The sequence below is a fragment of the Zafaria sp. Z1313 genome, assembly GCF_050563205.1.
Classification (GTDB): Bacteria; Actinomycetota; Actinomycetes; order Actinomycetales; family Micrococcaceae; genus JAZDCJ01.
This window is the reverse complement of the sequence record NZ_JBNWUK010000014.1, coordinates 11,120-22,880: the sequence shown is the minus strand read 5'-3', so window position 1 is coordinate 22,880 and position 11,761 is coordinate 11,120. Positions and strand designations below refer to the sequence as shown.

Annotated in this window: 7 protein-coding genes; 6 read left to right on the top strand and 1 reads right to left on the bottom strand. The window is 73.9% G+C overall.

Translation table 11 applies throughout. The annotated features are described in order from the left end of the window. Window positions 1-133: 133 nt before the first annotated feature. Window positions 134-1,360 carry a PucR family transcriptional regulator gene (locus ACQ3I4_RS12425; RefSeq protein ID WP_430633627.1) on the bottom strand — a complete coding sequence of 409 codons (1,227 nt, stop codon included), beginning with the start codon at window positions 1,358-1,360 and terminating at the stop codon, window positions 134-136. 103 nt (window positions 1,361-1,463) lie between these two features. Between ACQ3I4_RS12425 and ACQ3I4_RS12420 the strand changes: the two genes are divergently transcribed. From ACQ3I4_RS12420 to ACQ3I4_RS12395, 6 genes are all read left to right on the top strand, one after another. Continuing rightward, on the top strand, window positions 1,464-2,624 hold the full coding sequence (locus ACQ3I4_RS12420) for a ferredoxin reductase (protein WP_430633626.1): 1,161 nt from the start codon (window positions 1,464-1,466) through the stop codon (window positions 2,622-2,624). A 134-nt stretch (window positions 2,625-2,758) separates the two neighbouring features. Next, a complete protein-coding gene (locus ACQ3I4_RS12415; RefSeq protein WP_430633625.1) occupies window positions 2,759-4,108 on the top strand; it encodes a fatty acid desaturase family protein in 1,350 nt (449 codons plus the stop codon). Window positions 4,109-4,626: 518 nt separating this feature from the next. Continuing rightward, the gene (locus tag ACQ3I4_RS12410) at window positions 4,627-4,884 is read left to right on the top strand and encodes a toxin HicA (protein WP_430633624.1); all 258 of its coding nucleotides are present in this window, start codon (window positions 4,627-4,629) and stop codon (window positions 4,882-4,884) included. Next, entirely contained in the window at window positions 4,877-5,221 is a 345-nt protein-coding gene (locus ACQ3I4_RS12405) for a type II toxin-antitoxin system HicB family antitoxin (RefSeq protein WP_329860485.1), read from the top strand. Before ACQ3I4_RS12410 ends, ACQ3I4_RS12405 begins: the two co-directional genes overlap by 8 nt. 484 nt (window positions 5,222-5,705) lie before the next feature. After that, a complete protein-coding gene (locus ACQ3I4_RS12400) occupies window positions 5,706-8,423 on the top strand; it encodes a helix-turn-helix transcriptional regulator (protein ID WP_329860484.1) in 2,718 nt (905 codons plus the stop codon). Continuing rightward, window positions 8,420-11,092 (top strand): LuxR C-terminal-related transcriptional regulator, encoded by a 2,673-nt coding sequence (locus ACQ3I4_RS12395; protein WP_430633623.1) that lies wholly within the window; start codon window positions 8,420-8,422, stop codon window positions 11,090-11,092. The genes ACQ3I4_RS12400 and ACQ3I4_RS12395 overlap by 4 nt, the downstream gene beginning before the upstream one ends. Window positions 11,093-11,761: the final 669 nt, after the last annotated feature.

Below are 11,761 nucleotides of genomic sequence, written 5' to 3'. Positions count from 1 at the left end.
GTGTGTTGGTGGCCAGAGCACGGGGTCTACCTCGTGAAATGGACAGCGGCCCATGGTGTCGCCCACTATGCGTGAACTGGGCGCGAGGGTGGGGGCATGATCGCGCCGAGTAGACGTGAACTGGGTGCCGTGGTCAGCCCAGCGTGCGGGCCCGCAGCGCCAGCTCAAGCTCGAAGCGCGCCAACGGATCCTCGAGCTCGGCGCCGAGCAGCGAGCGCAGCTGCCCGAGCCGGTAGCCGACGGTCTGCGGGTGGATGCCGAGCTCCTCGGCCACGGGCGCCCGCTGGCCCCAATGCCGCAGCCAGGCCAGCAGCGTCTCCTCAAGGCGGGCCCGCGGACCGGCCGGGAGCTCGTCGAGCGGGGCCAGCCGCTTCCGGGCCAGCGCCGTCATGGCGGTCGGCTCGGCCCGCATCACGATGAGCGCCAGATGGTCCTCGGCCCACACGGGCTCGGCGGCATCGTGCCCGTCCGTCGGCCCATCGGCCCCCTCGTCGACGGACACCGCCGCGGCGGCGAGCTGGGCCAGCCGCAGCGAGGACCCGACCTGCTCCCAGCTCCCGGCGGGCCCCACGACGGCCCGCCGCCCGCGCAGCACGCGCACGACGTCGGCCCGCGCCGCCGCGGTCGGCGGCATCGGCACGAGGGCCACGGCGTCGGAATCGCGCTCCACCACCAGCGCTGCGTGACCGAGCCGCACCCGCAGCCCCGGCGCCGTGTCGAGCGGCAGCACCACGGCCGCGAGCCGCGGCGGCAGCACCCAGTCCGCCTGCAGGCTCGCCGCGCGCAGCGACGCCTCGTCCGTCTGGCCGCGCAGCAGCAGCTCCAGCAGGGCCGTCCGCCGCCGGTCCAGCTCCCCGGCCCGCTCCGACTGCTCGAACGCGTACGCCTCCACGCTCACCGCGGACAGCTCGTCGATGTAGGCGAGGATCGACTCGCCCAGGTCCACGACGGCCTCCGCCCCGAGCCCGGACTCGAGCGTCGCCTTGGACAGCTCGCGGAACGTGATCCGCGCGCCCGTCCGGTAGGCGCCGAGCAGGGCGTCCATCGAGCGGCCCTGCCGGAACTCGCCCGCGCCGAGCCCGGCGACGAGCAGCCCGGTTTCCGCCGAGAGCGCCGGCAGCCGCGTGCCCGGAAGCTGCAGGAAGCGGTCCAGGGCGCCCGCGACGCCGCGCCGCAGCCCGCGCCCGAACCGCCCCTCCATGGGCAGCGAGTAGGTGGGGACCATGCGCGGCACGGTGTCGATGATCGCCGCGACGACCTCGGGAACGTAGGGGCGCAGGACGTCGCTGATGCCGCTCGGCAGGGACAGCCACGGCGGATCGTTGGGGTGGCGCGCCACGGCGCCGTCTCTCGCGTCCATGAGGCTCGCTCCCAGCCTTTCCTGTTGCCCGGCGATAGTTTTTGCTGCCCAATTGTAGGCTCGGGCAGGAGAAATCTGGCGTCCCGGGCCATATGCTTAGAACATGTTCAGGCTTCGCCCCCTGGCGCAAGCCGCGTCGATCTTCACCACCCCGCACTCGCCGGAGGACTTCCTCCGGCTCGTCAATCCGCTCTCCTCCGCCCGCCAGCTGCGGGGCATCGTGACCCGCGTGGTCGAGGAGACCGCGGGCTCCGCCACCATCTTCTTCCGGCCCGGCCGCGGATGGAAGGCCCACCTCGCGGGCCAGTGGGCGCGCATCGGCGTGGAGCTGAACGGCGTCCGCCACTGGCGCTCCTACTCGCTCTCCACCGCCGCGGGCCTCGATCCCGCGATCACCGTCACGGACGTCGGCGCCGTCTCCGGCACCCTGGTCCGCACCACGCGCCCCGGCGACGTCCTCTTCCTGGCCCCGCCGCAGGGCGATTTCACGCTCCCCGAGCACCCGCGCCCCCTGCTCATGCTGACGGCCGGCTCCGGGCTCACCCCCGTGATGTCGATGATCCGCACGCTCGTCCCGGCTCGTCCGGACGCCGACGTGGTCCTGCTCCACTCCGCGCGCACCGAGGCCGACGCCCTGTTCCGCGAGGAGCTGCTCGAGCTCGCCGACCAGTTCCCGGGCCTGAAGGTCCACCACCGCTTCACGGGCCGCGACGGCCGCCTGGACCTCTCCACGGCCGCCGCGCTCGAGGCCGTGTGCCCCGATTGGCGCGAGCGCGCCGCCTACGCCTGCGGCCCCGGGGACTTCCTCGACTCGGCCGAGGCGCTCTGGCTCGCCAACGGCGGCCGCACCGCTTCCGGGTACGACGCCGGAGCCCCCTCCCAGCCCGCCGCGCCGGGCACCGGGGGCGTCCCGGGCGGGACGGGCGGCGTGGCCGCGCAGGCCGCGGTCGCGACGGGCGCCCTCGTGATCGAGCGCTTCACGACGACGCTCGCCGCGGGAGACGGCGAGGGCGGCACGGTCACGTTCGAGGCCTCCGACCGCGAGGTCGCGTGCGACGGCTCCACCCCGCTGCTCGACGCCGCCGAGGACGCGGGACTGTTGCTGCCCTCCGGCTGCCGCATGGGGATCTGCCACTCGTGCCTGACCCCGTTACGCTCCGGCTCCGTACGGGACCTGCGCACCGGCGAGGTCCACGGCGAGCCCGGCGAGCTCATCCAGACCTGCGTGTCCGCGGCCGCCGGCAACGTCAGCCTCGAGGCCTGAGGAACGCCGACGACCACGCCACCCCGAACTACGCAGTCCCGAACCACGCGACCCTGAAGCACACCACGTCAAGCCGCACGATGGCGGACCACGCCACGACGAACCACACTGCCCCGAACCACCAGGAGCACGCCATGACCGACACCACCCGGGCCACGGCCCACGTCCGCACCGGCCTGCGCCGCCGCCCCGTCCCGGGCCCCGATACCACGAGCTGGGCCCCGCGCGGAGACGAGCACGACGACGGGGCCCTCCCGACCGGAGAAGCCTCGCCGTCCGCCGCGGTGCCCGGCGCGGACGCCGCCCACGATGCCGCCGGGAACGGCGCCCGGGGCGGGGCCGATGCGGAAGGGGGCATCGGCGTCGTCCGGGAGAAGCCCCGCCGTGGGGCGTTGGCCGCCGCCGGCAGCCCCACCGTCCGCCCGCCCGCCGCTGCGCACCTGAGCGATGCCGACGTCGCCGAGCTCGGCCGCGAACTCGACGCCGTGCGCGACTCCGTGCTCGCCCGGCGCGGGGCGTCCGACGCCGCCTACATCCGCCGTGTCATCAAGCTCCAGCGGGCCCTCGAGGTCGCCGGCCGCGGAGCCCTGATCCTCGGCGGGCGCAACAAGTTCGCGTGGATCGCCGGGACCGCCCTGCTCTCCGGGTCCAAGATCATCGAGAACATGGAGATCGGGCACAACGTCCTGCACGGCCAGTGGGACTGGATGCGCGACCCCGACATCCACTCCACCACGTGGGAATGGGACTTCGTCACCCCGGCCCGCTCGTGGCAGCACACCCACAACGACCTGCACCACCGCTGGACCAACGTCGTCGGGCTCGACAAGGACGTGGGCTACAACCTCCTGCGCATGGACGAGGAGCAGCCGTGGAAGCCGGTGAACCTGCTCAATCCCGTCTTCAACGCGGTCCTGGCCCCCGTGTTCGAGTGGGGGATCGCGATCTACGACCTCGAGATCGCCGAGGTCAAGGAGGGCAAGAAGCCCGAGTCCGAGCTCTTCAAGGACCTGCGCGCCATGGGCCGGAAGGCACTGCGCCAGTTCACCAAGGACTACGCCGCGACCCCCGCGCTGGCCATGGTCACCGGCTCCGGGAAGCAGGCGCTCTACGGCACGCTCACGGCCAACGCCGTGCGCAACGTGTGGGCGCACTCCGTGATCTTCTGCGGCCACTTCCCCGAGGGGGCCGAGACGTTCACCGAGGAAATGGTGGAGGGCGAGACGCGCGGCGACTGGTACGTGCGGCAGATGATCGGGTCCTCGAACATCTCCGGATCGAAGTTCATGCACTTCATGACCGGGAACCTGTCCCACCAGGTCGAGCACCACCTCTTCCCGGACCTCCCGTCGAACCGCTACGCCGAGGTCGCCCCGCAGGTGCGGGACATCTGCCGCCGCTACGGCCTGCCGTACAACACCGGGCCGCTCCTGAAGCAGGTCGGCTCCGCGTGGGGGAAGGTCTTCCGGCTGGCGCTGCCGTAGCCGCGCTGCCGTCGGCGCGCGTCCACGGCCTGGTTGTTCGGCGCGCTCACGTTGGCGCAGGTGGAGCTGGCCAGTGCTTCCACGGCCTGGTTGTTCGGCGCGCTCACGTTGGCGTAGACGGGCGCAACTGTGGCCTCACTGCCTGCGCCACCCCAACGGTCAATGCGCTCGTGGAAAGGTTCCCACTTCTCCGCGTCGAGGCGCGGCGTGTCGGCGCGACACGCCGCTTTCCAGACGGCGTGTGACCCGGGAAGTGGGAAGAAATGCAGCGCGCCGTGCCCATCCGGGAAGCGACGACCATGCGGGTCTTCTCCACCGCCGTGTCCACCGCCCTTTCCTGCGAGGCCGACACGCCTGAACCACCGGGGCCTGTCGATGATGCGCTCCGAGTCCCCAGGCCTCGTGGCCCAGCGTCGATCCGGGCAGCCGAGAGCCTGTGGGGGCTAGGATCCTCCCGTGACCGTGCTGAACGGGGGACCACCTTGCGAGAATGGTTCCATTAGTGGAACCATGGCTAGATGCCGAGGATAGACGGCATTGAAAGCAAGGTGCGGAACGCTCCGACGAATGTTCGATTCGAGGATCTGGCAAAGCTCTGCCAGCACTACTTTGGTGACCCTCGGAACTCGAACGGCGGAAGCCACCGAACGTACGAGACACCGTGGCAGGGCGATCCACGGGTCAACATCCAAAACAAGGGAGGGATGGCGAAGCCGTACCAAGTCAAACAGGTACTTGCAGCCATCGACAGGATGAAGGAGCAGGGTGATGTCTAACCAGATGCCCTCTATCGTGGCGCACTACCGGTACTCGGTGGTGTGGTCACCTGAAGACGAAGAATTCTTGGCAACGGTTGCCGAGTTCCCCTCGCTTTCGTGGATGGAAGCCGATCAGATCGAAGCACTTCAAGGGCTGGAGAACCTGGTTCGGGAAGTCGTGCACGACATGTCAGCCTCCGGCGAGGCCGTTCCCCAGCCGTTTGCGGAACGGAAGTACAGCGGGAACCTCAAGGTACGGGTTTCGCCCGAGACGCATAGGAACCTTGCCATCGCCGCCAACGAGCAGGGAGTCTCGCTCAATCGTTTCCTGAGTGAGCGATTGGCCGGCCGCTGACGATCCGGATGCCAGACGGACTTTCCGTCGATCCCGAGAGCCCGAGTACGCCACGCTGTTGGAAGGGTGATCCGCCGGATGGCTGGTGCGTGGACGACATCGTCGGGCTGCCCTGAACGCGTGGGCGGATGATGCGGATCAGACCGTGGTTGGACAGCGCCATCTGCCCACGCGTTCAGGGGAGGCCCGTGGCCATGGCATCAACGCCTTCAACGCGTGGGCGGATGGTGCGGCCCGGACGGTGATTGGTCAGCATCATCTGCCCACGCGTTGGGGCGAGGCCAGTGCTCGTGGCCTCGGGCCTTTCGCCAGGTCGCCCCGTTGCCCCGCGTGGAGCCGGTAGGCTTCCTGCGGTTCGGAACCACATCAGTGTGGTTAACCCTCCTTGTGAGCCTTGGAAGCGCCTTTCTACACTCGAAGGCAGGGACGCCGTTGGGGACGTCCCGGGTGGCGGGGGCCACCCTACCTGGCTTGGGGTTTCATCATGGGTGTACTTCCTTCCGTCCTGTTGGGCGACGCCGTCCGCAGCATCGACGGCCACCAGCTTTCCGATGCGCCGCCGCGGCGCGAGCCGGCGGAGGAAGCCCTGCTGCGGGCGCTCAAGGGCCCCCGGCCGGCCGGAGCCGTGCTCTACGCGGATCCCGTGGAGGCCCAGGCGGTCGTCGACGCGGTGATGGAGCGCCGCGGCGGGGCCGGGAACGTGGTCCACCTGCACGGCAGCCCGTTCGCCTCCGCGTTCCCGTACGGGACCCTGTCCTTCATCCTGGCCGGCCTGCCGGAGGTCCCGTTGACCCCGCGGCACCACCTGGTCCGCTCGCTCGCCCGGGCCCTCAACGGCCTGGACGGACCCACGACGGTGGTGGTCTCCGGCGCCGCGCACGTCGACGTCGACACGATGGCCGTCCTCGCCCAGCTCGCCCAGCAGGCCGCCATCCGCCTCATCGTCAACGCCGACCATCTCGCGGACGTCCCCGCTGACTTCGAGGCGCTCGCCCGCGGCGGCGTCCTCGAGGCCATCCGGGTCGAGCCTCTGGACCTCGCCGGTCTGCGCTCCGCGGCCGCCGCGCACCTCGACGCCCCGCTGACCTCCGCCGCGGTCCGCGCCCTGCACCGCGCCGGCGCAGGACGCCCGGGCCGCCTCGCCGTCGTCGTCGAGGAGCTCGTCACGAGCGGCCGCCTGGCCGCCATCGACGGGACGTGGGTCCACGTCGCCGGCGAGACCGCCACGGGCGAGGAACCCGAGCCCTGGCCCGCCGACGCCACGGGGGACCGGCGCACGGTCCTCGAACTACTCGCCCTGCACGGCCGGCTGCCCACCCGAAGGCTGGCGGGCCTCGGTCTCGCCGAGTCGGTGGACGGGCTCCGCACGCAGGGCCTCGTCCATCCCGATCCGACCGCACCGGGCCATCTGGTCCTGGACCGGCACCTCGACGGCGACGCGGCCCGCGCGGAACTGGCGCCCGAGCGCCGCGCGGAGCTGGGCGCCCTGCTGCCGCAGGTCGGTCCAGCGGCCGTGCTCGCCGCGGCCAACGACCTCATCGACGCGGGCGGCCCCGCCGCCGCCCTCGAGGCACTCGAGGACGCCGGCCTGGCGCAGCCGGCTCCCGCGTCCACCGTCGGCACGCGGGAATGGTGCGGCATCGTCGTGACCCGGGAGCGCGCCCTGGTGGCCGTAGGGGACGACGCCGGTGCGGCGCGCCTTCTCGACGCCGCGCTCGCCCGCGCTGCGGCGGGAGGGTACGCGCTGCCCGCCGTGGTCGAACGGCTCCGCCTCTCGAGGGCCCGGACCGCGCTCCGCCGCGGAGAGCTGGACGAGGCCCTCACGGAAACCGCCCCGGGTCCGGCGCCCGCGCCCGCTGGCGTCGGGGCGTCCGCGTCCGGTCACGCCGCCTCGACACCGCGGGCCGCGGTCTCCGGCACTACGTGGGGCGGCGACGGGCTCCGACTCGAGGCCACCGCCATCCGCGCGGCGGCCTTCGCATGGCAGGGTCGCAACGGAGCGGCCCGGGACCTCGCCGACCGTGTGGCAGCCGAGCTCGACTACCACGCCTCCTCCGGGCACCTGGCGGACCTGCTCGACCCCGGACAGCTCGGGGACATCGCGCACCTGCTCCTCGAGGTCCGGCTCGCCGACGGCGACTGGCCGGGCTGCCGCGAGGCCGCCGCCGCGCTCGCCCGCTCTGGTTCGCCCGCCGCCGGTTCCGCCGAACGCGCCGAGCTGATCTGCGGGATGCTCGACGCCCTCGGCGGCCACCTGCGCGGAGCCGCCGAGCAGCTCGAACCCCTCGCCCAGCAGCTCGCCCGCACCGGGAGGCCCGACGACTTCGGGCTGGCCCGCGCGGCGCTCGCCGGCCTCGCCCGGCACCCGGGAGCGCCGGCGCTTGCCCCGCCGGCCCCGACGGCTCCGCCACGCACCGCCACCCGGCAACGCGCGATCCCGCCGGCGCCACCGGTTCCCCAGCCGGCCACGGCGCGCACCGCCACCGCGGAACCCGGGCGGGGTCCGACGTCGTACCTCGCCCGCCTCCTGGACCTCGCGGCGACGTCGACCGCCACGACCCTGGCCGGCACCGGGCAGCCGACCCGGGCGGGGCTGGCCCGCGACGCGGCCCGCTTCGCCGAGCTGGCCGACGATGCCGCGGCCCACGGGAACCGGGCCGTCGCCCTGCTCGCGCTGGCCCACGCGGTCCGCGCGGGCGATGCCGGCCGGGCGCGTGCTTTGCGCGAGGCCGCACGCGGTCACGGCATGGCGTTCGCCGGCCCGTGCCAGGAGCTCGCCGACGGCGTCCTGGAGCGCGACCCGGCCCGGATCGCTTCCGCGCTCGAGGGTTTCGCGGCCCGCGGCTACGCGGCCTTCGCCGAGGAACCCGGCAATCTGCTCCTGCCCCTGCTCTCCGAGGGCTCCGCGCGGCGCGTCGCCCGCGCCGCCGTCCGCTGCCGCGGGCACCGGGGCGCCGACCGGGCGGAGGCCCCCGCCGGCGCCGGCCCCGCGTGGGCCGAAGCGCTCACGGCCCGCGAACGGGAGACCGCCCTGCTTGTCCTCGCCGGGCACAGCAACGCCGAGATCGCCCGCCTGGTCTCCGTGTCGGTCCGCACGGTCGAGGGCCACCTCTACCAGGCCTACTCGAAGCTCGGGCTCACGGGACGGCAGGAGCTCCTGGCCCTCGCCGCCGTCGAATCCGTCCTCGGGAGCGGCCCGTGACCTCGCCCTCCTGGCGCCAGCCGATCGCCACCGAACTTGCCGGCCTCCTCACGAGCCACGAGCACCACGGCGTGGTGCTCGTCGGGCCGCCGGGGGCCGGCAAGACCACCCTCGTCGAGGAGGTCCTGACCTGGACCGGGCACTCCGGCAGCGCGCTGCGCCTGCACTGCTCGCCCCACCTGGCGGCCATGGACTACGCCGTCTTGGCCCCGTTCCTCGACGTCCCCGGCGAGCCGGAGCCCGTCTCAGTGCTTCGTTGCCTCCAGTCCGCTCTCGCCCAGGGGACGTCCGGCGGTACGAGGGACACGCTGGGCGGGACGGAGGACGACGCCGGGGCCGCACCCGGGGGCGCGGCGGCGGCACGGGGGCCGGGATGGGCCGCGGGACGGGCCGTGATCGTGCTCGAGGACCACCAGCACCTGGACCCGGCGAGCGGGTTCGTCCTGACGCAGCTCGTCTACAACCGCAGCGCGTTCCTCCTCGCCGTCGGGCACACCCCGCCCGAGCCCCGCTCGCCGCTCCACGCGCTCGTCACGGGGCGGGTCCTGTCCACGCTCTCGGTCTCAGCGCTCGACGTCGACGGCGTCGCGGGTCTCTGCGCGTCGCTCCTGGGCGGGGCGGTCACTGCCACGACGGCCCGCGTCGTGCACGCCGCGACCGCCGGGAACCCGGCCCTCGTCGGGGCGTTCATCGACGCGGCCGCCTCGCAGGGGATCCTGCACCGCTCCGGCGCCGGATCGGGTGCAAGCGCGGGGGAGCAGGGATCCGCCCGGGCGTGGTACCTGTCCCGCGCCCTGCCCGAGGCCGACGCGCCCCTGATCCAGGACGTCCTCGCGATCCACCGGGCGCTGCCCGAGGGCGAGCGCGAGGCGATCGAGCTCCTCGCCCACGCAGGCCCGGCTCCGGTCGAAGCCGTCCGGGCCGCGACGGGGCGGCCCGTCCCGGAAGGGCACCTGCTCGTCGTCGAGGACGGAATCGCGCGCGTGCCCGCCGAGCTCTACGCCGCGTGCCTGCGCGCCGCCGTCCCCGGCGCGGTGTGGCGCTCCCGCTGGGAGGAGGCCGGCGGGGCGGAGGAGGACTGGACGCACCGCCGCGCGGCCTGGGCGCTCGATGCCGGCCAGGAAGTGCCGGTCGACGCCCTGCTCGCCGGCGCACGCGAGGCCCTGACGCTCAACCAGCACGACGACGCCCTGGCCATGTGCCACGCCGTCGACGGAGGCGAACCGGGCCGCACGACCTCCCTGCTGCGCGCCCGCACCTACCTCGCCACGGGCCGGATCTCCGACGCGCTCGGGGCCCTGCGCGGCCTCGAGTCCATCCGGCCGCCGGCCCGGACCGCCCGCCAGGCCGTGCCGTTGTGGCTGCGCGCCGTGCACCGGGCCACGGGACGGCTCGACGCCGACGAGCTCCTGCGCGAGACGATGGCGGGGTTCGCCACCGCCGTCTGGGGCGCGGAGGCCGCTGGAGGCTGGGAGCGCGACGCCTACTCGATGGCCTCGGCACGCTGGTGGCGGGCCGTGCGCGAGCGCGGGCTGGCGGCCGAGGAGATCGACCAGCTGCGCGGCCTCCTGGACCCGGCCGCGGGACGCAAGGCCGGCCTGACGCTGCGGATCGCGTTCGCCGATGCCCTGTCCGGGGCCGGGAGGACCACCGAGGCCGCGGAATTCGTGCGCGGGCTGCTCGAGGCCGGGGGAGCGCGGGTCCGTCGCCGCGACGCCGAGCTCGTCTCCCGCCTGGCCTGGAACCTGGCGCTCGGCGGGGAGTACGCGCAGGCGCGGGACGTGCTCGAGGCCTGGCACGGCACGACTCCGTGGGAGATCCACCACCGCGGCGGGAGCATCGCGGCGCTCGGCGGGCTGATCGCGTTGCTCTCGGGGGACGCCGACGCCGCGCGCGGGCACCTCAGCGAGGCCGTGCCCGAGCTCGAGCAGCGCGATCCGGCCGGGCTTCTGACCATGGCGCGGGAGCTCGCGGCCGCGGTCGGAGCGGTCCGCAGCCGGGGCGGATCGGCCCTGCCGCGCGTCGACGAGGCGCCCACGGCGGGGCAGCTCGCCGTGGCGCGCGGCCTTGCGGATCCCGCCGGCTGGGAGCGCGCCGCGCTCGACGCCCGGGCGGCCCGGCTGCCGCTCGCCGAGGCGAACATCCTGCTCGCTGCGGTCGCCCACGACGAGGTCCCGGCCGCGTCCGTCGACGACGTCCTGGACCGGCTCGCCGCGCTTGCCTCCGCCGGGCAGGGCCCCCGCCCTGCTGCGATGCTGCGCTTCGTCCGCGCCGCCCGCAGCGGTCGCGGGGAGGAGATGACGGCCGTGGCCGATGCCCATCAGCACGACGGCGAAGCGCACCTCGCGGCGCTCGGCTACGCCCAGGCGGTACTCGCCTACGACGCGGAGCGCCAGGAGCGCCGCCGCGGGGCCGCGCTGCGCTCCCTCCTGGAGCTGCAGTCCCGCGCCGGTCGCCCGCATTCCCGACTCGTGGAGCGTGCCGCCGGGTTCGGTGCCCTGAGCGATCGCGAGCAGGGCATTGCCGCCCTCGTCGCCCGCGGGATGAGCAACGTGGCGATCGCCCGCGAACTCGTGCTGTCGCCCCGCACCGTCGAAGGCCACGTCTACCGGATCTTCGCCAAACTGGGCATCAGCGAACGCTCAGAGCTCGCCCGCTGGCGCCCCTGACCCGCCGGTGCGCCAGACAGCCCGGCGCCCCTGAGACGGCGGAGCTCATGGGGTTCCGGCCCGGCCAGGGCCACCGCCGACCACGGGGCGCGGGGCCGCGGAGGGACGCTGCGGAACCCTGCCGAATCGGGTAGGCCGGCCCCGAAGGACACGTGCACATCGGCCCGGATTACGTAGTCCCCACGCGTTCACGCGGCCCCCGTTCTCCGTAGTCTCAAGTCAACGCCGGAACACGGGACCGCGGAGCACCGCGGCCCGGGTCGGCGCCATGATCGGGCCAGGGGAACTCAACGCGCACGGACGCCCCTGGCCTTGCGGACCGCGACCGGCAAGCCACGGTTCGGTCCGCCTTCCGTGAAGGGGCTTCCCGTGTGGCCGGACCTGACGCCGTCCTGTCCGGCCAACTCCCCCCAAGCGCGGGTGGCCGTCCGGTGGACCCCGTCGCACCTGTTCCAGGCAGGGTGGCGGGGTCCGCTGTGCGCGGGAAGCGAACCGTCCGGAACCACGTGGTCCCGGACGGCTTTCGAGTAGTCCCCCCAGACCGACCACGTAGGGCCCGCGGAACCCGGCGCCCCGGGCACGTGGAGCACCGCGCTAATGGGGTATCCGTCCACCCGTGCCGCCCCGCGGACCCCTTCCTAGGCTCGGTCGCGTCATCGCTTGCCGGCT

What these genes read in the sequence shown, in the direction of transcription:
- ACQ3I4_RS12400 (WP_329860484.1), top strand. Translation starts at nt 5,706, where the DNA reads ATGGGTGTACTTCCTTCCGTCCTGTTGGGCGACGCCGTCCGCAGCATC.
- ACQ3I4_RS12405 (WP_329860485.1), top strand. Translation starts at nt 4,877, where the DNA reads ATGTCTAACCAGATGCCCTCTATCGTGGCGCACTACCGGTACTCGGTG.
- ACQ3I4_RS12425 (WP_430633627.1), bottom strand. Translation starts at nt 1,360, where the DNA reads ATGGACGCGAGAGACGGCGCCGTGGCGCGCCACCCCAACGATCCGCCG.
- ACQ3I4_RS12410 (WP_430633624.1), top strand. Translation starts at nt 4,627, where the DNA reads ATGCCGAGGATAGACGGCATTGAAAGCAAGGTGCGGAACGCTCCGACG.
- ACQ3I4_RS12420 (WP_430633626.1), top strand. Translation starts at nt 1,464, where the DNA reads ATGTTCAGGCTTCGCCCCCTGGCGCAAGCCGCGTCGATCTTCACCACC.
- ACQ3I4_RS12415 (WP_430633625.1), top strand. Translation starts at nt 2,759, where the DNA reads ATGACCGACACCACCCGGGCCACGGCCCACGTCCGCACCGGCCTGCGC.